We start from the raw sequence: 20,082 nt of genomic DNA, 5'->3' as shown, positions 1-20,082 counted from the left end.
AGAGAATTTCGGAGTTGTGTTATGGCTGGCCATTCCAAGTGGGCGAACATCAAGCACCGCAAAGAGCGTCAGGATGCCAAAAAAGGCAAGATCTTCACCAAGTGGATTCGTGAACTGACGGTTGCTGCCCGCCAAGGTGGCGGTGATCCAGGCTCCAACCCGCGCCTGCGCCTGGCGCTGGACAAGGCCCTGGGCGCCAACATGAGTCGCGACATCATCGACCGCGCCGTGGCCCGTGGCGCCGGTGCGGCGGATACCGACGACATGGTCGAGCTGACCTACGAAGGCTACGGCCCGGGCGGCGTCGCGGTGATGGTCGAGTGCATGACTGACAACCGCAACCGTACTGCGGCGGCCGTGCGCCATGCGTTCAGCAAGTGTGGCGGTAACCTCGGCACGGATGGCTCGGTGGCCTATCTGTTCGAGCGCAAGGGGCAGATTACCTTTGCGCCGGGTACGGATGAAGATGCGCTGATGGAAGCCGCGATGGAGGCAGATGCCGACGACGTGGTGACCAACGAAGACGGCTCCATCGACGTGTTTACCTCGTTTGCCGGCTTCTACGCGGTGCGTAACGCCCTGGAAGCCGCTGGTTTCAAGGGCACCGACGCGGAAATCGTCATGCTGCCGACCACCAGTGCCGAACTGGACCTGGACGGCGCGCAGAAGGTGCTCAAGATGCTGGATATGCTTGAAGACCTGGATGATGTGCAGAACGTCTACTCCAACGCCGACATTCCAGAAGACGTGGCCGCACAGCTAGTCTGAAGGCTGGTGTAGACCAAAATGTGGGAGCGGGCTTGCTCGCGAAAGCGGTCAGTCAGTACATGCGTTGACTGAAACACCGCTTTCGCGAGCAAGCCCGTTCCCACATTGGATCTTCGCTGTATCAAAAAATGTGTTTACCCAACCTGCAGGCGTTATGACTTTAATCCTAGGTATCGACCCCGGTTCACGCATCACCGGCTTTGGCGTGGTGCAGCACACCCCGCGTGGCTGCGTCTACGTGGCGTCGGGTTGTATCCGCACCGGCGCCGGCGAGTTGGCCGAGCGTTTGCAGATCGTCTATCGCGGCGTGCGTGAAGTGATCCAGACCTACGGGCCGGTGACCATGGGCATTGAAAAGGTGTTCATGGCCAAAAATGCCGACTCGGCCTTGAAGCTGGGCCAGGCGCGGGGCGCAGCCATTGTTGCCGGGGCGGAGGAGGGCATGGAAATCGCCGAATACACTGCGACCCAGGTCAAGCAGGCGGTGGTCGGTACCGGCGCGGCGAATAAAGAGCAGGTGCAGATGATGGTCATGCATATGCTCAAACTCACCTCCAAGCCACAGATCGACGCCTCTGACGCCCTGGCCATTGCCATTTGCCATGCCCATACCCGTTCCAGCCTGCTGCCCCATGGCCTTGGCACGGCACGCAGTCGTGGCGGGCGCCTGCGTCTCTGATAGCATCAGCGCAATCGTTATGGTCGGGCCTCGATCTGACCTCAAGCTTTAAGGATCTGAACCGTGATTGGACGCTTGCGCGGCACCCTGGCTGAGAAACAGCCGCCGCACCTGATTCTGGATGTAAACGGGCTGGGGTATGAGCTGGAAGTGCCCATGACCACCCTGTACCGCCTACCGTCGGTCGGTGAGCCGATAACCTTGCACACCCATCTGGTGGTGCGCGAAGACGCGCAACTACTCTATGGTTTCATCGGCAAGCGCGACCGTGACTTCTTCCGTGAGCTGATCCGCCTCAATGGTGTGGGCCCGAAACTGGCCCTGGCCTTGATGTCGAGCCTGGAAGTGGACGAACTGGTACGTGCGGTTTCGGCCCAGGACACCTCGGCGCTGACCAAGGTGCCAGGGGTCGGTAAGAAAACCGCTGAGCGCCTGTTGGTGGAGCTCAAGGACCGCTTCAAAGCCTGGGAAGTGGCGCCCAGCATGTTTGCTCTGGTGCCGAACCAGCCGGATATGCCGGCGGCCCAGGTCGCCAGTGCCGAAAGCGATGCCGTCAATGCGCTGATCTCCCTGGGCTACAAGCCGCAGGAAGCCAGCAAGGCAGTGTCGGCCATCAAGGACAAGAACCTGAGCGCTGAAGACATGATCCGCCGAGCCCTGAAGGGAATGATTTAAGTGATTGAAGCTGATCGTCTGATTGCGGCCACCGGCCCTCGCGACCGTGAAGAGGTCCAGGACCGGGCCATCCGCCCCCTGAGCCTTGCCGACTACATCGGCCAGCCCACTGTGCGTGAGCAGATGGAGCTGTTCATCCAGGCGGCGCGCGGGCGTGCCGAATCCCTGGACCATACGTTGATCTTCGGTCCGCCGGGGCTGGGCAAGACCACCCTGGCCAATATCATCGCCCAGGAAATGGGGGTGTCGATCAAGAGCACCTCCGGTCCGGTGCTGGAGCGCCCCGGCGACCTGGCTGCGTTGCTGACCAACCTTGAACCCCATGATGTGCTGTTCATCGACGAAATCCACCGGCTGTCGCCCATCGTCGAAGAAGTGCTGTACCCGGCCATGGAAGATTTCCAGCTGGATATCATGATTGGCGAAGGGCCGGCGGCGCGCTCGATCAAGCTCGACCTGCCGCCCTTCACTCTGGTCGGCGCCACCACCCGTGCCGGCATGCTGACCAATCCGTTGCGAGACCGTTTCGGCATTGTTCAACGTCTAGAGTTTTATAGCACTGCCGATCTGGCGACGATTGTCAGTCGGTCGGCAGGGATTCTCGGCTTGCCGCTGGACCCTGAGGGTGCCTTCGAGATTGCCCGTCGGGCGCGTGGCACGCCGCGGATCGCCAACCGCTTACTGCGGCGGGTGCGCGATTTTGCCGAAGTGCGGGCCAAGGGGCATATCACCAAGGCCGTGGCCGACCTGGCGCTGAACCTGCTGGATGTCGATGAACATGGCTTTGACCACCAGGACCGGCGCCTGCTGTTGACCATGATCGAGAAGTTCGATGGCGGGCCAGTGGGCGTGGACAGCCTGGCGGCGGCGATCAGTGAGGAGCGCCATACCATTGAGGATGTGCTGGAGCCGTACCTGATTCAACAGGGTTACATCATGCGCACGCCGAGGGGCCGGGTGGTCACGCGCCATGCGTATTTGCACTTTGGGTTAAACATTCCGTCACGATTGGGGGAGATGCCTGTGGTAGACGAATTCCTCGATGCAGTGGACGATTAAAAAGGTATGGCGGGTCGATTTATTCGACGTTTGTGCTGTCCTAGTGGCTGGCGTCGTCATTCTTTCGTTAGAAATGCTGCAGAGAATGAAAAACAGTTGCCTGGCCGGATTGGCAACCTGAGGAGTAAGCACTAGAGTATGCGCGCGCAAAACGGGGATCAGTCGTTCGCACATCGCTGTCGCGTTTATTACGAGGACACCGATGCGGGCGGCATCGTGTATTACGTCAATTATCTAAAGTTCATGGAGCGGGCTCGAACCGAGCGGCTACGGGAGCTGGGCTTTGCCCAATCCCAGCTGGCAGGGGAGGACCTGTTATTTGTCGTGCATTCCAGCGAGGCCCGTTACTACGCGCCGGCGCGACTGGACGATGAATTGCTGGTCAGCGCGGAAGTAATCGAATTGAACCGTGTCAGCCTGCGCTTTAAACAGCAGGTCAGGCGGGCAACGGATGCAACGCTGCTCTGTGAGGGGCAGTTCCTGGTGGCGTGTGTGCGCACCAACAGTTTGAAACCCAGGGCCATTCCCGAAACTCTACGTGCGGCCTTTGCCAACGTGAGCGGCGCGGGTCAACAATCAAAGCAGGAGATTTAGCGTGGAACCTACCGTCGTCGACCATTCCTCCATGTGGAGCCTGGTCAGCAATGCCAGTGTCGTGGTTCAACTGGTCATGCTGACCCTGGTAGCCGCATCGGTTACCTCATGGGTCATGATTTTTCAGCGCAGCAACCTGCTGCGTGCCGGTCGACGTGCCCTGGAGAGCTTCGAAGAGCGCTTCTGGTCGGGTATCGACCTGTCCAAGCTGTATCGCCAGGCGGGCAGCAACCCGGACCCGGATTCGGGCGTCGAGCAGATCTTCCGCGCCGGCTTCAAGGAATTCTCCCGCCTGCGCCAGCAGTCCGGCGTTGACCCGGAAGCCGTCATGGAAGGCGTGGCCCGTGCGATGCGCGTAGCGATCTCCCGTGAGGAAGAAAAACTCGAGCAGAGCCTGCCATTTCTGGCCACCGTCGGTTCGGTCAGCCCGTATATCGGCCTGTTCGGTACCGTATGGGGCATCATGAACTCCTTCCGTGGCCTGGCAACGGCCCAGCAAGCGACCCTGGCCACCGTGGCCCCGGGTATCGCCGAAGCGCTGATCGCCACAGCCATCGGCCTGTTCGCTGCAATCCCCGCAGTAATCGCCTACAACCGTTTCGCCGCCACCAGCGAAACCCTGATTGGCCGTTACTACACCTTCGCCGATGAATTCCAGGCGATCCTGCACCGTAAAGTGCACACCAGCGAAGAATAAGCAGGTAATTCCCAATGGCTTTAATCGCTCGAGCTCGCAAAAAGCGCAAGCCGGTCGCCGAGATGAACGTAGTGCCTTACATCGACGTGATGCTGGTGCTGCTGGTGATCTTCATGGTGACCGCGCCGATGCTCAATCAGGGGGTGAAAGTTGATCTGCCCAAGGTTTCCAGCGAAGCCTTGCCGCAGGACAACAACACCCAGGTCCTGACCATTTCGATCAAGGCTGACAAGACCTATTACTGGAACCTTGGCAGCGAAGTCGATACCCAGAAGCAGCAGGACAAGGCCATGACCTTGCCGCAAATGACCGACGCCGTGACCAAAATCATCCGCGCCGGCAACGAAGGCGGCAAGCACACCCAGGTGTTCATCCGCGGTGACAAGTCGGTCGACTATGGCTCCGTCATGGGCGCCATGGGCGGGCTGCAGAAAGCCGGGGTCGGTAATGTTGGCTTGATTACCGAGGCGCCCTGATGCAGCAACAGCGAGAGCCGTCCGCCTCGGAAAGCTTCTTCTGGCCTAGCGTCTGGGCAATAGCCCTGCACGTTCTGGTGTTTGGCATGCTGTTTGTCAGCTTTGCCATGACCCCGGAGCTGCCGCCAGCCAAGCCGATCGTGCAGGCGACCCTGTATCAGCTGAAATCGAAAAGTCAGGCCACCACCCAGACCAATCAGAAGATTGCGGGTGAGGCCCAGAAGTCGGCTGCGCGCCAGACTGAAGTCGAACAGATGGAACAGAAGAAGGTCGAGCAGGAAGCGGTGAAGGCTGCTGCGGAACAAAAGAAAGACGAGGCGGCTCAAAAGGCCGAGGAATCGAAAAAGGCTGACGAAGCGAAGAAGGCCGACGAGGCGAAAAAGGCTGATGAAGCCAAGAAAGCCGAGAAAGCTGCCGAAGCTAAAAAAGCCGAAGAGAAACAATTGGCTGATATAGCCAAGAAGAAATCTGAAGAAGAAGCCAAGAAAGCGGCTGAAGAAGAGGCCAAGAAAAAGGCCGCTGAAGAAGCCAAGAAGAAGATAGTCGAAGACGCGAAGAAGAAAGCCGCCGAAGACGCCAAGAAAAAAGCTGAAGCAGACGAGGCGAAGAAGAAAATCGCCGACGACGCGAAGAAGAAAGCTGCCGCCGACGCCTCCAAGAAAAAGGCCCAGGAAGCAGCGCGCAAATCCGCCGAAGATAAAAAGGCCCAGGCCCTGGCAGATTTGCTTTCCGACACGCCGCAACGTCAGCAAGCCTTGGCCGATGAACGTGGTGATGAAGTCGCGGGCAGTTTCGACGATCTGATTCGCGCGCGCGCAGCGGAGGGCTGGACACGTCCACCTTCGGCACGCAAAGGCATGACAGTCGTGCTGCAGATCGGCATGTTGCCGGATGGTACGGTGACTTCGGTCAGCGTGGCCAAGTCCAGTGGCGATGGTTCGTTCGACAGTTCGGCGGTTGCAGCGGTCAAGAATATTGGCCGGCTGACCGAGATGCAGGGAATGAAACCAAGCGACTTCGCTCCCTATCGTTCATTCAAGATGACATTCACACCTGAGGATCTAGCCTTGTGAGAAACCTTCTTCGAGGAATGCTTGTCGTTATTTGCTGCATGGCAGGGATAGCGGCGGCGGATGAAAAGAACATCCTGGTAACCAGTGGTAGCGATCGGGCCACTCCGATTGCGGTTGTACCGTTTGGCTGGCAGGGCGGCAGCGTGCTGCCGGACGATATGGCGGAAATCATTGGTAATGACCTGCGCAACTCGGGTTACTACGCGCCAATTCCGAAACAGAACATGATCAGCCAGCCGACCCAAGGCAGCGAAGTGATCTACCGTGACTGGAAAGCCCTGGGCGCCCAGTACCTGATGGTAGGTAGCATCGTTCCAGCAGGCGGTCGCTTGCAGGTGCAATACGCCCTGTTCAACGTGGCCACCGAGCAGCAAGTGCTGACCGGTAGCGTGTCGGGCAGCGTCGACCAACTGCGGGACATGGCGCACTACATCGCCGACCAATCGTTCGAGAAACTGGTCGGTATCAAAGGTGCGTTCTCCACCCGCATCCTGTACGTGACGGCTGAGCGTTTCTCGGTGAACAACACCCGCTACACCCTGCAACGTTCGGACTACGACGGTGCCCGTGCAGTGACTCTGTTGCAATCGCGCGAGCCAATCCTGTCGCCGCGTTTTGCCCCGGATGGCAAGCGTATCGCCTACGTGTCGTTTGAACAGAAGCGTCCGCGCATCTTCGTTCAGCACATTGATACCGGTCGCCGTGAGCAGATCACCAACTTCGAAGGCCTGAACGGCGCGCCAGCCTGGTCGCCGGATGGCAATCGCCTGGCATTCGTGCTGTCCAAGGACGGTAACCCGGATATCTACGTGATGAACCTTGGTTCGCGCCAGATCACCCGCGTCACTTCCGGTCCTGGCATCAACACCGAACCGTTCTGGGGCAAGGATGGTTCGACCATCTACTTCACTTCAGACCGTGGCGGCAAACCGCAGATCTATAAGAGCAGTGTTGGCGGTGGTGGTGCGGAGCGTGTGACCTTTATCGGTAACTACAACGCCAATCCGAAGCTTTCGGCTGATGAAAAGACCCTGGTAATGATTCATCGCCAGGATGGTTTCACTAATTTCAAGGTGGCGGCCCAGGATTTGCAGCGCGGAAGCGTAAAAATCCTCACAGATAGCACTCTTGATGAGTCGCCTACTGTTGCGCCCAACGGCACCATGGTAATCTACGCCACCCGCCAGCAGGGCCGGGGAGTCTTGATGCTCGTGTCCATTAATGGACGCGTAAGGCTCCCGCTTCCTACCGCACAAGGCGAAGTCAGAGAACCATCCTGGTCCCCTTACCTGAACTGACGCGGCGCTACAAAAAGAAGTACTTAACACACTGGGGTTCATTAGGAGTTTCACGATGGAAATGCTGAAGTTTGGTAAGTTTGCTGCTCTGGCTCTGGCTCTGTCCGTAGCCGTTGGTTGCTCGTCTAAAGGCGGCGACAATGCCGGTGAAGGCGCAGCTGTTGATCCAAACGCTGGTTACGGCGCTAACACTGGTGCAGTTGACGGCTCCCTGAGCGAAGAAGCTGCTCTGCGCGCAATCACCACTTTCTACTTCGAATACGACAGTTCGGACCTGAAGCCAGAAGCCATGCGCGCTCTGGACGTTCACGCGAAAGACCTGAAAGGTAACGGCGCTCGCGTTGTTCTGGAAGGCAACACCGACGAACGTGGTACTCGTGAGTACAACATGGCACTGGGCGAGCGTCGTGCGAAAGCCGTTCAGCGCTACCTGGTACTGCAAGGTGTTTCCCCAGCTCAGCTGGAACTGGTTTCCTACGGTGAAGAGCGTCCAGTTGCTACCGGCAACGACGAGCAATCCTGGGCTCAAAACCGTCGCGTCGAACTGCGTAAGTAATTCGTCATGCGAACGTGCCGTCGTGTAGTAACCGTATTGGCTCTCAGCCTCGCACCGCTTGCGGTGTGGGCTGCGGTTCCCGTGGAAGATAGCAACTCTGGCTATAACAATAGTGGGAGTAGTTATCCACCAGCAGGTTATGGCACGAACGGCGCCTATGCAGGGGGAGCAGCTACTGCCGCTCCCTCGGCACAGGGCGAGCTGTTTAACCAGCTGCAACGCATGCAGGATCAATTGGCACAGCAACAAGGTGCGATTGAGGTTCTGCAAAATGAAGTGAACCGCCTGAAGCAAGAAGGCCTGGAGCGATACCAGGATCTTGATCGGCGTATAGGAACCGGCGTTACACCTGCCGCGACTCCTGAGAATTCTTCTGCCGGTGGCGCTGCAAGCGCCGCCGGTGGTGCAGCCGCAGGCGCCGCACAGGCCCCTGCAGCCAGCAGCGAACCGGCTGATCCGGCCAAGGAAAAGCTGTATTACGATGCAGCCTTCGACCTGATCAAAGCCAAGGACTTCGACAAGGCCAGCAAAGCGTTCACCGCTTTCCTGGGACGTTATCCAAACAGCCAGTACGCGGGCAATGCCCAGTATTGGTTGGGTGAGGTCAACCTGGCCAAGGGTGATTTGCAAGGTGCAGGCCAGGCGTTTGCCAAGGTCAGCCAGCTTTACCCCAAGCATGCCAAGGTGCCTGATTCGTTGTACAAACTGGCTGACGTAGAGCGCCGCCTGGGTCATACCGACAAGGTCAAAGGCATTCTGCAGCAAGTAGTGGCCCAATATCCTGGGACCTCTGCTGCCCAGTTGGCTCAGCGCGATTTGCAGCGTTTGTAAGCACTGCTGTCCCGCTTGGAAGAAACCCGCGCCTGTCGCGGGTTTTTTCGTTAGAATCCACGCCCTTTTATGAAATACGCTTTTTGGGGTTCACGCTTTGCCGGGATCCCATGAAGTGCCTGACGGAGGCGGACAGCCTGTTTAGCTGTTACGCCCGTGGCGACTATGCAAGACACATTACGCATCACCGAAGTTTTTTACTCGTTACAGGGTGAAACGCGCACTGCCGGCCTGCCCACAGTATTTGTGCGCCTCACCGGCTGCCCGTTGCGCTGCCAGTACTGTGACAGCGCCTACGCCTTCAGCGGCGGCACCATTCGTACCCTCGACGACATCCTGGAGCAGGTTGCAGGCTTCCGGCCGCGCTACGTCTGCGTGACAGGCGGCGAGCCCCTGGCCCAGCCCAATGCCATTCCTTTGCTCAAGCAGCTGTGTGACGCCGGTTACGAAGTGTCGCTGGAAACCAGTGGTGCCCTGGACATTTCCGCGGTCGATCCTCGCGTCAGCCGAGTGGTTGACTTGAAAACCCCGGACTCCAAGGAGGCGCATCGCAACCGTTATGAGAACATCGAGCTGCTGACGGCCAACGACCAGGTCAAGTTCGTCATTTGTTCGCGGGACGACTATGACTGGGCCAACTCCAAGCTGATCCAGTACGGCCTGGACCGACGCGCCGGCGAGGTGTTGTTCTCTCCAAGCCACCATGACTTGAACGCTCGCGACCTCGCTGATTGGGTGGTTGCGGACAACCTGCCGGTGCGCCTGCAATTGCAGCTGCATAAATACCTTTGGAATGACGAGCCGGGACGCTGAAATGACTGAACAAACGACTGATCAAAAACGTGCGGTAATCCTGCTGTCCGGCGGCCTTGACTCCGCCACCGTGGTGGCGATGGCCCGTGCCGAGGGTTACAGCTGCTACACCATGAGCTTCGACTACGGCCAGCGTTCCCATGCCGAGTTGCACGCCGCCGCCCGGGTTGCTCGCGACCTCGGCGTGGTGGAGCACAAGGTAATCGGCCTGAACCTCAATGGTATTGGCGGCTCGGCCTTGACCGACAACACCATCGACGTGCCTGAGGCGCCCACAGAGGGCATTCCGGTCACCTATGTGCCGGCCCGTAACACCGTGTTCCTCTCGCTGGCCCTGGGCTGGGCAGAAGTGCTCAACGCCCGTGACATCTTTATCGGCGTCAACGCGGTGGACTACTCCGGCTACCCGGACTGCCGCCCAGAGTTCGTCGAATCGTTCGAGCGTATGGCCAACCTGGCGACCAAGGCCGGCGTAGAAGGCCACGGCTTCCGTATCCAGGCGCCGCTGCAAAACCTGAGCAAGGCGGATATCGTCAAGGCGGGTGTAAGGCTGGGTGTCGACTACTCGCTGACTGTTTCCTGCTACCAGGCGGACAATGATGGTCGTGCCTGTAGGAAATGTGACAGCTGCCGCCTGCGCGCTGAAGGCTTCCAAGCGGCCGGAATTACTGACCCAACGCGTTATTTCTGATTTATTTAAAATAAGGTGTTGAATAATCCTTAGAAATCAGTATTATACGCGCCACCACACAGCGGGTCGTTAGCTCAGTTGGTAGAGCAGTTGGCTTTTAACCAATTGGTCGTAGGTTCGAATCCCACACGACCCACCATTTTTGGCGGTTTAGAAAATCCGGAAGGCCCACGCAAGTGAGGATTTCCGGGTTTTTTTTTGCCTGGTGCAAAAGCACGCGCAGGGCTCTCTGGGAGCGTGACGTGCTGCTTGCCGGTTAGACATGCAGCCGTCTGCGGCGACCATTCATTTCGTGGGTGGGTTGATGTCGATCGGCTGAAGATGGGCTTCGGCTGCCCCTGAACCGCGCCCCAACCCTAGGCTCAAAGTTGCTTGGCTCCATTCATCCAAGGGCTGTAGTCCACCTCCACGTAACCCTGGGGCAGGCCTTGAGGGTAGTTGGCAAACCCCGGCATCTGTCGCAAGTCCAGTCGTTTGCACTGCGTGACAAGGCGCTGCTGCAACGCGCTATCTACCTTGAAGCCTTGTGAGCGGTACGGGCTTTGATTCAGGTTGACCATGCACTCACTCACTTTGCCCTGGGCATCGGCGATGAAGTGGAAGCTCGCGACGCCAATACTCTGGGGGTCATGCCCGACAAACAATTGCTCACGGAAGAAGCGGATCTGCTGGTAGAGGTCGATGCGCTTTTTCTGCAGTTGTTGCTGTTCTTCCGAAAGCCCAATCAGAGGGGTGAACACCATGGGGGCGATAATCTTTTGGGTGTCCTTGGCATCGGCGAAGACCTTGGGCGAGACTTCGGGAAACAAGGTGGTCCAGCACAGTTCGGTGACCAATTTGGCCAGCTTGGCCTGGCGCAGGTTGTTCTGGCCCTCGTTGGGCAGCAGGGTTCCGCGTTGGGCTGAGCAGTCCACTACGTGGTTCTGCGCATCGACGGTCAGGATCATATTCATCACCCCCGTCAGTTCCTGTTCATTGGCGGCCAGGGCATAGCCGCGCAATATCGTTTGGAACGTAGTGACGAATTTTTCGTCTTTTTGTTGCAGCTGTGCTGCCGCTGAGGCTGCCGCCTGTTCGGGGGTGTGGCTCTGGCAGCCGGACAGTGACAGCAGGCTTGCACCGAACAAGGCCAGGAGCCAGCGGGACGAAGAAGGCGCGTTGAATTCCATTTCTTGGGGGCTCGTGCACAAAGAGATTGGGAAGAGGTAGACGGGAACCATTCTCACCCATCAGGCGGTAAAGTGCGATTCGAAATACAAAAACCACACTGCTGATGGTTTTGGTTGTAATAGCTGACGTTTATCCAACGCTGGTTTGCTCTGTAGACTCATATTGTCTATATTTGAATCTATAGATTAATTCCGAGGTGGCAACCATGAGCCTAGCCCTTCAAGCACAGCCCTTCACCCGGGAGCAATGTGTCGCCGGACTCCGGGCGGCCGTGGGCATCCTGGAAAAATGGCAGGCCAGCAGCGACCAGGCCTGTCGCATCCTGCGTATCTCGCGCAGCACTTATACCCGTGCGCGGCAGCGCGATGCCGCGTGGTCGGTGAGCCTGGATGCCGACCAGATGCAGCGCATCAGTTTTGTGCTGAACATCCACGCCACGCTGCGCATGGTGTTCGATAACCCCGAGAACGTGTACGGCTTTGCGGCGATGGCCAACGACAATGCGTTTTTCAACGGGCGCTCGCCCCTCGAGGTTATGGCCCAGGGCGATATGATTTCCCTGTACGAGACCTTCCGCCGTATTGACGTGTTGCGTGGTGCGCAATGGTGAAGGTGAGCCAGTTGGGCGATTTGCCCAGCGGGCCGTTGCACGCCTATCGCCTGGTCAATTCCAAATTCCCGCCGATTGCGTTGTTTGACGATGTGGCGGATGCCGACGAGTTTGAGGCGCTCTATCAGATCCAGGCCCTGACCAACCCACGATTGGGCAATGAGGTCGGTCGGATCGAGCTGATACCCCGTAGGGAAATCCCCTTCGGGATTGTGGGATGTTCCTACGCCATTGCCCCGTTCACCCACGTCAATCCGGCCGGATCGCGTTTCAGCGCGGGTGATTTTGGCGTGCTGTACCTGGCGGCCACGGTCGAGACGGCACTGGCAGAAGTGCGTTATCACCAGAACCAGTATTGGTCCGGAGTTCATGGCCTTAACTATGAGCGCTTTGTTTTCCGGGGGCTGTCTTGCACCTTTGCCGGCGACGCCATGAAGGATGCGACGTCGGTGCCGATGAGCGATCCGATCTACGACCCTGACGACTACAGCTACGCCCAGCGCTTGGGGGGCGCGCTAAAGAAGGCCGGTTGTCCCGGCCTTCGTTACCTGTCGGTGCGCTCAGAAGGCGATCACTGCTGGGCGTTGCTGACACCCAGGCCGGTGTCGTCGATTGTCCAGGCCGCCCATTACGAGATGGTCTGGAATGGACAGATCACCAGTGTCAGCAAAATCAGCGAAGCCTGAGGCTGGCGGGTCAGATCTGCCCGCGCACCAGGATTGACTCATCAATCTGCGCAATCGACGTAACCCCGGTCAGGGTCATGGCCACGCGCATTTCCTTGGCAAAGATATCCAGCAGATTCTCTACACCGCGCTGGCCATCGGCAGCCAGCGCATAAGCAGGCGCTCGTCCCAGCAATACGCCACGGGCGCCGAGGGCGAGCATGCGCACCACGTCCAGCCCCGAACGCACCCCGGAGTCCACCAGCACCGTGAGGTCGCTGCCAACCGCCTGGGCAATCTCAGGCAGAGCCTTGGCGGTGGACAACACACCATCGAGCTGGCGGCCGCCGTGGTTGGACACGACGATGCCGTCGGCGCCGAAACTCACCGCGTCCTTGGCGTCCTGTGGGTCGAGGATGCCCTTGATGATCATCGGGCCCTTCCAGAACTCGCGGATCCACTCCAGGTCTTTCCAGCTGATGGAGGGGTCGAAGTTGGTAGCGAGCCAGCCGATGTAGTCTTCAAGGTGGGTCGGCTTGCCCAGGTATTTGGAGATATTGCCCAGGTCGTGGGGGCGGCCCATCAGCCCTACATCAAGAGCCCAGGCCGGTTTGGTCACGGCCTGCAACATGCGCCGCTGGGCGGCGTACGGGCCGGACATGCCGGAGTGGGCATCACGGTAGCGGGCGCCGGGGGTGGGCATGTCGACGGTAAACACCAGGGTTTTCACCCCGGCGGCTTGCGCACGCTCCAGGGCGTTTTTCATGAAGCCGCGGTCTTTCAATACATACAGTTGAAACCAGATCGACTGCGCCGTCTGCGACGCTACTTCCTCGATCGGGCACACCGACACGGTCGACAGGCAAAACGGCACCCCTTTATTGGCCGCCGCGTTGGCCACCTGGACTTCCCCGCGTCGGGCAAACATGCCGGTCAGGCCTACCGGGCTCATGACCACCGGCATCGCCAGCGGTTGGTCGAACAGCGTGGTCTCCAGGCTCAGGCTTTCGACGTTGCGCAGGACACGCTGGCGCAGGCTGATGTCTGCCAGGTCCGAACTGTTGGCCTTGAGGGTGTGCTCGGCGTACGCGCCACCGTCAATATAGTCGAACAGGAAACGCGGCAGTTTGCGGCGTGCGGCTTCGCGGTAATCCGATGCGGACGAAATGATCATGAACAGTGAGGCCCCGGAATAAAGAAAACGGTGGGTGGAGGATAGTCAAAGGCATTTCATGGTAAAAACAACTTTTACAACTTCATTCAAGTCGCAAATGGAATAGTCATGAACCTGCGAACGCTGCGAGCCTTTGTCGAAGTGGTGCGCCAAGGCAGTTTCTCACAGGCGGCCGAGATGGTTTCGCTTACCCAATCGAGCGTCAGCAAAGCGGTCAAGACCCTTGAAGAAGAGTTGGGCACGCCGTTGTTCAGTCGTATCGGCCATAAGAGCGAACTGACAGCAGCCGGTGAAATTGCCTACCGCCGCGCCCTGGTGTTGCTCGCCGAGCGCAGTGACTTGGTCGCCGAGATCAACGACCTGCTGGGGCTCAAGCGTGGCGTATTGCGCATTGGCTTGCCGCCGGTGGGCAGTGGTGAATTGTTTGCGGCGATGTTTGCAGTGTACCGCCAGCGTTACCCACAGATAGAGATTGAGCTGATCGAGCACGGTAGCAAGAAGCTGGGCGAGTGCCTGCAAGCGGGGGAGGTGGATGTGGCTGCGCTACTGGTGCCGGTGGAGGGCGAGTTTGAGTATCAGGACGTGCGCGTCGAGCCGCTGATGGTCGTCCTGCCCAGCAGCCATCCATTGGCCGGGCGTGAGAGTGTGGATTTTTCCGACCTGTCCGACTCGCCATTCATACTGTTCGAAGCCGGTTTTGCCTTGAACCGCATCATTCTTTCCGCCTGCGAGCGTCGTGGTGTATCGCCGAAGGTTTCGGTGCGCAGCGCCCAGATCGACTTTATCGTCGACCTGGTGGGCGCGGGCCTGGGAGTCGCCTTCCTGCCGCGCATGCTGGCCTACAAACACTTGCATGCCGGCATTGCCCTGATTGCCCTGGATGAGCCTCAGACCGACTGGCATATTGCTTTGACCTGGCGGCGCAATGCTCATCTGCCGCCGGCTGCACGAGCCTGGTTGGACCTGGCCAGGGAAATGGGCAATGTCCCTGCGCCCTAAACGATGCCAATGTCGCGGGATATCACCCGTATGCTCCCGCCGGGTAGGCGTTTTGCGGCATATTAGGCTTTTGAATCCATTCGATATTCTGTAGCCTTGCGCAGCTTCACCTTAACCCGTGCTTGATGAACACAATCACTTCGTCCGGCGGCGCCCGAAGGGCTCCGGAGCCGGTGGTACACTCGACTTTCGCGCAACTGCGCCTGCAGGTCTTGCGAACATGACGCAAATTTCCGAACGCCTTCTGGTCCAAGCCCACCTCGATGCCAAGCAGCCCAAGGTGCTCAGTGCCGAGCAAGAGGCAAGCTTACGTTCTGCCATTGCTGCCGAGCTCAAGGCTCAAGACGCGGTGCTGGTGGCGCACTTCTATTGTGACCCGGTGATTCAGGCCCTGGCCGAAGAAACCGGTGGCTGTGTTTCCGACTCCCTGGAAATGGCCCGCTTCGGCGCCGCCCACCCGGCCAAGACCGTACTGGTCGCCGGCGTGCGCTTTATGGGCGAGACAGCGAAAATCCTCACCCCCGAAAAGCGCATCCTGATGCCGACCCTGGAAGCCACATGCTCCCTGGACCTGGGTTGCCCGGTGGAAGAGTTCTCGGCGTTCTGTGACCAGCATCCGGAACGCACCGTGGTGGTGTATGCCAACACCTCGGCGGCGGTCAAGGCCCGTGCCGATTGGGTGGTGACCTCCAGTTGCGCCCTGGAAATCGTCGAAAGCCTGATGGATAACGGCGAGACCATTATCTGGGGCCCGGACAAGCACCTGGGCACCTATATCCAGCGCCAGACCGGTGCCGACATGCTGCTGTGGGACGGTGCCTGCATCGTCCACGAGGAGTTCAAGTCCAAGCAGTTGGAAGACATGAAGGCGCTGTACCCGGACGCAGCGATCCTGGTACACCCGGAGTCACCGACCTCGGTCATCGAGTTGGCCGATGCAGTGGGTTCCACCAGCCAGTTGATTGCGGCGGCGCAGCGCTTGCCGAACAAGACGTTTATCGTCGCCACTGACCGCGGCATTTTCTACAAGATGCAGCAGCTGTGCCCGGACAAGGTGTTTGTCGAAGCGCCAACCGCCGGCAACGGCGCGGCGTGCCGCAGTTGTGCGCACTGCCCGTGGATGGCGATGAATACCCTGGAGCGCACGTTGCAATGCCTGCGGGAAGGCAGCAACGAGATCTTTGTCGAGCCGTCCTTGATCCCCCATGCCGTGCGCCCACTCAAGCGCATGCTGGACTTTACCCAGGCGGCCCGCCTGAAGCTGGCGGGCAACGCCTGATCCACGGCTGATGCAGCAAAAAATGTGGGAGCGGGCTTGCCCGCGATAGCGGTGGATCAGTCTGCACATGTAGTGACTGACACACCGCCATCGCGGGCAAGCCCGCTCCCACATTTGGATCTTATTGGCCTGGGGCTATTTCTTTTTCTTCGGGATCCGCACCAATTGCGTGTCCGAGTAGATGTCATGCCAGGCCCGCTGTTTCTTGTCCACCAGCGACCAGATAAACCCCAGCCCCGCGCACAACCACGACGCAATCGACACCACAAAACGCAACAGCGCCTGCCACAGGCTGATGCGCGAGCCGTCCGCATTCTGCACACGTACGCCCCACACCTGCATGCCCAGGGTCTGTCCGGAATGGGTCCAGAACTTGGCGAAGAAGCCAAACAGCACAAAAAACAGAATCGTCGACAGCAACGGATCACCGTCCAGGGCGCCGGACTCCGAGAGCGTGCGCATCTTCGCTTCACCGACAAAGGCAATCCACACCAGCTTATAGAGGAAGGCGGTGACGATCAGCAGGGCGGTACACAACAGGAAGTCATAGAACATCGCTGCCAGACGACGGCCCAGGCCAACGGCGGGGAATTCGCCTTGGGGGCTTAGCAGGTGTTTCGACATGGCTCGGCTCTCTGGAGGAAAAAAGCCATTTTACGGACAAACGCACATAAAAAAGCCTCTGATGTCACCATCAGAGGCTTTTTGTCGCAGTAAGGATCAGGCTTCTGCTTGTACTTCGTCAGCCTGCATGCCTTTCTGGCCCTGCACGGCGATGAAGGTCACTTTCTGGCCTTCTTTCAGGCTCTTGAAACCGTTGCCCTGGATAGCGCGGAAATGCACGAACAGATCCGCACCGCTTTCTGGAGTGATAAAACCAAAACCTTTCTCGTCGTTAAACCACTTGACGGTACCGCTCTGACGTTCAGCCATTTTCTTATTTCCTTGACGCTAAAAATTAATGACAGCCCCTTTCACCTGAAAGAGTACTGGGCTGGGTTGCAGGAAAGTAAGAGACGTCGAACGGGTTGTAGCAAACTTTGGCTACTGCCCAGGTCCAGGTTCAAAGCGACCCATGCAAACACAGTGGGCAAACTCTACGACAACTAACACAGAAAAAACAAGCCCTCTGCAAGCCACGTATTTACTCGCCTTCATGACACTTCGGTCAACATTGCGGCACTGTGTTATTCGATAGCGTGGGTCACTTGTTATAGGTTAATCGATATAACATTGACTATCGTCAGTGCACTGTTTTATGGCGGTTGCGTTACAGATTAGTGCAAATGAACACAACCGCGTTACTTATAGGAACAGTCGATCAGCCACGGTAGTAACGTTGTGGCACGAATGGCATTTTACTTACACGAAGTGGCACCTTTTTCCCACGCACTAATGCAGAGACTTCGCTCTCCAGCGCGGTAAAGGCCGTGTCGAGGTAGCCCATGGCGAGCGGGCCGCCGAGGCTCGGGCCAAAGCCGCCGCTGCACACACGGCCGATCACGGTACCGTGTTCATCGACAATCTCGGCGCCTTCACGGACCGGGGTGCGTTCCTGGGGCAGCAGGCCAACGCGTTTGCGGCTGACGCCGGTTTGCTGCTGGGTGAAAATCCGATCTGCCCCCGGGAAGCCCCCGGCACGCGCGCCATCGGCGCGACGGGCCTTGGAAATCGCCCACAGCAGGCTGGCTTCAATCGGCGTGGTCTCGGTGTTCATATCGTGGCCATAGAGGCACAGCCCGGCTTCCAGGCGCAGGGAGTCGCGGGCGCCGAGGCCGATAGCTTCGACTTCAGTTTCGGCCAGCAGGCTACGGGCCAGGCTTTCGGCACTGGCCGCAGGCACCGAGATCTCAAAACCGTCTTCGCCGGTATAGCCGGAACGGCTGACGTAGCACTCGACCCCCAGCAGGCGCAGGGGTGCGAACTGCATAAAGGTCATCTTGGTCACTTCCGGCGCCAGGCGCGCCAGCACTTTCACCGCTGCCGGGCCTTGCAGGGCCAGCAGGGCACGTTCTTCAAACAGTGGCTCGATCTGGCATTGGTCGCCCAGATGCTGGCGCAGGTGCGCCAGGTCTTGATCCTTACAGGCGGCGTTGACCACCAGAAACAGCTCGTCGTTACCCAGGTTGGCGACCATCAGGTCATCGAGGATGCCGCCCTGGTCGTTAGTGAACATGGCGTAGCGCTGCATGCCCACGGGCAGGTCGATGATATCCACCGGCACTAGGGTTTCCAGGGCCTTGGCGGCGTTGGACCCGGTCAGGCGGATCTGGCCCATGTGCGACACATCAAACAACCCGGCCTGTTCACGGGTGTGCTGGTGTTCTTTCATCACGCCCAGGGGGTATTGCACCGGCATGTCATAACCGGCGAACGGCACCATGCGTGCGCCCAGTTCAAGGTGCAGGGCGTGCAGCGGGGTTTTCAACAGGGTTTCGGTGGACATATTCAGCTCCTGAAAAACGTGCTGGCGCGTTTATAAGCATCAGCACTCGATAATGTTGACGGCCAAACCGCCACGGGCGGTTTCCTTGTATTTGCTTTTCATATCGGCGCCGGTCTGGCGCATGGTGCGGATCACCTTGTCGAGGGACACGAAGTGCTGCCCATCACCGCGCAAGGCCATGCGCACCGCATTGATCGCCTTCACCGAACCCATGGCATTGCGCTCGATGCAGGGCACCTGCACCAGGCCGCCAATTGGGTCGCAGGTCAGGCCGAGGTTATGCTCCATGCCGATTTCGGCGGCGTTCTCCACCTGGGAGACGGTGCCGCCCAGCACTTCACACAAGGCTCCGGCGGCCATGGAACAGGCCACGCCCACTTCGCCCTGGCAGCCGACCTCAGCCCCGGAGATCGAGGCGTTTTCTTTGTAGAGGATGCCGATGGCCGCGGCGGTCAGCAGGAAGCGCACCACCCCGTCCTCATTGGCGCCGGGGATAAAGCGCATGTAGTAATGCAACACCGCCGGCACAATCCCGGCGGCACCGTTGGTGGGCGCCGTGACCACGCGCCCGCCGTTGGCGTTTTCTTCGTTGACCGCCAGGGCATACAGGTTGACCCAATCCAGCACCGACAGCGGGTCGCGCAGCGCCGATTCCGGGTTCTTGCACAACTGGCGATGCAACGCGGCCGCACGGCGCTTGACCTTCAAGCCTCCGGGCAGGATGCCTTCATTGCGACAGCCGGCCGCCACGCAGTCCTGCATGACTTGCCAGATCTTCAGCAGGCCGCTGCGGGTCTCGGCTTCCGGGCGCCAGGCGCTTTCGTTGGTCAGCATCACCTGGCTGATGGACAGCCCATAGGTGGTGCAATGGCCAAGCAAATCCTTGGCGTGCTTGAAAGGGAAGGTCAGGGGCGTGGCGTCTTCGACTATCCGGTCGGCGCCGGCCGCGTCTTCATCCACCACAAAACCACCGCCCACCGAGTAGTACTCACGGCTGCGGATCTGGATGCCGGCTGCGTCAAACGCACGAAAGATCATGCCGTTGGGGTGGTAGGCGAGGGGTTTGCGAATCATCGCCAGGTGTTCTTTCTCGTTGAACGCAATGCTGTGTTCACCGAGCAGGTTCAAGCGAGCGTCGCCGCGCATCTGCACCAGGCGTGCGGCCACGGTTTCGGTGTCGACGGTGTCCGGGTGTTCACCTTCCAGGCCCAGCAGCACGGCCTTGTCACTGCCGTGGCCTTTGCCGGTGGCGCCGAGTGAACCGTAGAGTTCCACCTTGACGCAGGTGGTGGCGTGCAACAGGTCGTCCCGCTTGAGGCCCTCGGCGAAGCGGGCGGCGGCACGCATCGGGCCAACGGTGTGGGAACTGGAGGGGCCGATGCCAATCTTGAACAGGTCGAACACGCTTAAAGACATGAGTTGTTCTCCGGTTTCTTATTATTGGAAGCAAGCTGTTCTGCGCAATGCGATCACTGTGGGAGCCGGGCTTGTGTAGGCGCTGGCTTGCCTGCGATGCAGACACCTCGGTC

23 protein-coding genes and 1 tRNA gene are annotated in these 20,082 nt (G+C 59.1%); 18 read left to right on the top strand and 6 right to left on the bottom strand.

Annotated features, from left to right (window positions below; translation table 11 throughout):
• Positions 1 to 21 precede the first annotated feature (21 nt).
• From PSFL_RS22090 to PSFL_RS22025, 14 genes are all read left to right on the top strand, one after another.
• Positions 22 to 768: a YebC/PmpR family DNA-binding transcriptional regulator gene (locus PSFL_RS22090; RefSeq protein ID WP_038442836.1), complete on the top strand. Its 747-nt coding sequence runs from the start codon at positions 22 to 24 to the stop codon at positions 766 to 768.
• Between the two features lie 154 nt (positions 769 to 922).
• A complete protein-coding gene (ruvC, locus tag PSFL_RS22085; RefSeq protein ID WP_024077147.1) occupies positions 923 to 1,447 on the top strand; it encodes a crossover junction endodeoxyribonuclease RuvC in 525 nt (174 codons plus the stop codon).
• A gap of 63 nt (positions 1,448 to 1,510) precedes the next feature.
• Positions 1,511 to 2,122: a Holliday junction branch migration protein RuvA gene (gene ruvA, locus PSFL_RS22080; protein WP_057441376.1), complete on the top strand. Its 612-nt coding sequence runs from the start codon at positions 1,511 to 1,513 to the stop codon at positions 2,120 to 2,122.
• On the top strand, positions 2,123 to 3,181 hold the full coding sequence (gene ruvB / locus PSFL_RS22075) for a Holliday junction branch migration DNA helicase RuvB (RefSeq protein WP_029300308.1): 1,059 nt from the start codon (positions 2,123 to 2,125) through the stop codon (positions 3,179 to 3,181). It abuts the gene before it with no gap.
• Between the two features lie 138 nt (positions 3,182 to 3,319).
• A complete protein-coding gene (gene ybgC, locus PSFL_RS22070; RefSeq protein ID WP_057441374.1) occupies positions 3,320 to 3,775 on the top strand; it encodes a tol-pal system-associated acyl-CoA thioesterase in 456 nt (151 codons plus the stop codon).
• Between the two features lies 1 nt (position 3,776).
• Positions 3,777 to 4,472, top strand: a complete 696-nt coding sequence (gene tolQ, locus PSFL_RS22065; protein ID WP_029300305.1) for a protein TolQ — start codon at positions 3,777 to 3,779, stop codon at positions 4,470 to 4,472.
• A 23-nt stretch (positions 4,473 to 4,495) separates the two neighbouring features.
• Complete coding sequence (gene tolR / locus PSFL_RS22060) at positions 4,496 to 4,948, top strand: protein TolR (RefSeq protein WP_162473200.1); 453 nt, start codon at positions 4,496 to 4,498, stop codon at positions 4,946 to 4,948.
• Positions 4,948 to 6,021, top strand: a complete 1,074-nt coding sequence (gene tolA / locus PSFL_RS22055) for a cell envelope integrity protein TolA (protein WP_029300302.1) — start codon at positions 4,948 to 4,950, stop codon at positions 6,019 to 6,021. The genes tolR and tolA overlap by 1 nt, the downstream gene beginning before the upstream one ends.
• 17 nt (positions 6,022 to 6,038) lie before the next feature.
• A complete protein-coding gene (gene tolB / locus PSFL_RS22050) occupies positions 6,039 to 7,319 on the top strand; it encodes a Tol-Pal system beta propeller repeat protein TolB (RefSeq protein ID WP_154220440.1) in 1,281 nt (426 codons plus the stop codon).
• Positions 7,320 to 7,374: 55 nt separating this feature from the next.
• Positions 7,375 to 7,875 carry a peptidoglycan-associated lipoprotein Pal gene (pal, locus tag PSFL_RS22045; RefSeq protein ID WP_029300299.1) on the top strand — a complete coding sequence of 167 codons (501 nt, stop codon included), beginning with the start codon at positions 7,375 to 7,377 and terminating at the stop codon, positions 7,873 to 7,875.
• Between the two features lie 6 nt (positions 7,876 to 7,881).
• Positions 7,882 to 8,706, top strand: a complete 825-nt coding sequence (gene ybgF, locus PSFL_RS22040; protein WP_057445194.1) for a tol-pal system protein YbgF — start codon at positions 7,882 to 7,884, stop codon at positions 8,704 to 8,706.
• Between the two features lie 165 nt (positions 8,707 to 8,871).
• The gene (queE, locus tag PSFL_RS22035) at positions 8,872 to 9,519 is read left to right on the top strand and encodes a 7-carboxy-7-deazaguanine synthase QueE (protein ID WP_057441364.1); all 648 of its coding nucleotides are present in this window, start codon (positions 8,872 to 8,874) and stop codon (positions 9,517 to 9,519) included.
• Between the two features lies 1 nt (position 9,520).
• Complete coding sequence (gene queC / locus PSFL_RS22030; RefSeq protein ID WP_057960521.1) at positions 9,521 to 10,210, top strand: 7-cyano-7-deazaguanine synthase QueC; 690 nt, start codon at positions 9,521 to 9,523, stop codon at positions 10,208 to 10,210.
• A 63-nt stretch (positions 10,211 to 10,273) separates the two neighbouring features.
• Positions 10,274 to 10,349: transfer RNA gene (locus PSFL_RS22025), tRNA-Lys, on the top strand.
• Between the two features lie 223 nt (positions 10,350 to 10,572).
• Here the strand turns inward: PSFL_RS22025 and PSFL_RS22020 are convergent.
• A complete protein-coding gene (locus PSFL_RS22020; RefSeq protein WP_397470483.1) occupies positions 10,573 to 11,379 on the bottom strand; it encodes a hypothetical protein in 807 nt (268 codons plus the stop codon).
• A gap of 206 nt (positions 11,380 to 11,585) precedes the next feature.
• Between PSFL_RS22020 and PSFL_RS22015 the strand changes: the two genes are divergently transcribed.
• Positions 11,586 to 11,990, top strand: coding sequence for an antitoxin Xre-like helix-turn-helix domain-containing protein (locus PSFL_RS22015; protein ID WP_057440007.1), 405 nt, complete (start codon positions 11,586 to 11,588; stop codon positions 11,988 to 11,990).
• Positions 11,984 to 12,676, top strand: coding sequence for an RES family NAD+ phosphorylase (locus PSFL_RS22010; RefSeq protein WP_057444165.1), 693 nt, complete (start codon positions 11,984 to 11,986; stop codon positions 12,674 to 12,676). The genes PSFL_RS22015 and PSFL_RS22010 overlap by 7 nt, the downstream gene beginning before the upstream one ends.
• 10 nt (positions 12,677 to 12,686) lie before the next feature.
• Here the strand turns inward: PSFL_RS22010 and lldD are convergent, their stop codons facing one another.
• Positions 12,687 to 13,829, bottom strand: a complete 1,143-nt coding sequence (gene lldD / locus PSFL_RS22005; protein WP_120734006.1) for an FMN-dependent L-lactate dehydrogenase LldD — start codon at positions 13,827 to 13,829, stop codon at positions 12,687 to 12,689.
• Between the two features lie 108 nt (positions 13,830 to 13,937).
• Here lldD and PSFL_RS22000 point away from each other — a divergent pair, with 108 nt between their 5' ends.
• A complete protein-coding gene (locus PSFL_RS22000; protein ID WP_057440005.1) occupies positions 13,938 to 14,828 on the top strand; it encodes a LysR family transcriptional regulator in 891 nt (296 codons plus the stop codon).
• A gap of 220 nt (positions 14,829 to 15,048) precedes the next feature.
• The gene (gene nadA, locus PSFL_RS21995) at positions 15,049 to 16,107 is read left to right on the top strand and encodes a quinolinate synthase NadA (RefSeq protein WP_029300280.1); all 1,059 of its coding nucleotides are present in this window, start codon (positions 15,049 to 15,051) and stop codon (positions 16,105 to 16,107) included.
• 135 nt (positions 16,108 to 16,242) lie between these two features.
• Here the strand turns inward: nadA and PSFL_RS21990 are convergent, their stop codons facing one another.
• From PSFL_RS21990 to PSFL_RS21975, 4 genes are all read right to left on the bottom strand, one after another.
• Positions 16,243 to 16,731, bottom strand: coding sequence for an RDD family protein (locus PSFL_RS21990; protein ID WP_029300279.1), 489 nt, complete (start codon positions 16,729 to 16,731; stop codon positions 16,243 to 16,245).
• Positions 16,732 to 16,827: 96 nt separating this feature from the next.
• Positions 16,828 to 17,040: a cold-shock protein gene (locus PSFL_RS21985; protein WP_029241865.1), complete on the bottom strand. Its 213-nt coding sequence runs from the start codon at positions 17,038 to 17,040 to the stop codon at positions 16,828 to 16,830.
• Positions 17,041 to 17,428: 388 nt separating this feature from the next.
• Positions 17,429 to 18,553 carry a glycine cleavage system aminomethyltransferase GcvT gene (gcvT, locus tag PSFL_RS21980; RefSeq protein ID WP_169959664.1) on the bottom strand — a complete coding sequence of 375 codons (1,125 nt, stop codon included), beginning with the start codon at positions 18,551 to 18,553 and terminating at the stop codon, positions 17,429 to 17,431.
• A gap of 39 nt (positions 18,554 to 18,592) precedes the next feature.
• Positions 18,593 to 19,969 (bottom strand): L-serine ammonia-lyase, encoded by a 1,377-nt coding sequence (locus tag PSFL_RS21975; RefSeq protein WP_057960516.1) that lies wholly within the window; start codon positions 19,967 to 19,969, stop codon positions 18,593 to 18,595.
• Positions 19,970 to 20,082 lie beyond the last annotated feature (113 nt).

The sequence above is a fragment of the Pseudomonas sp. DD1 genome (assembly GCF_044510355.1).
GTDB classification, from domain to species: domain Bacteria; phylum Pseudomonadota; class Gammaproteobacteria; order Pseudomonadales; family Pseudomonadaceae; genus Aquipseudomonas; species Aquipseudomonas shahriarae.
Note: the sequence above shows the minus strand (reverse complement) of the source record. Positions and strands in the feature narration are given on the sequence as shown.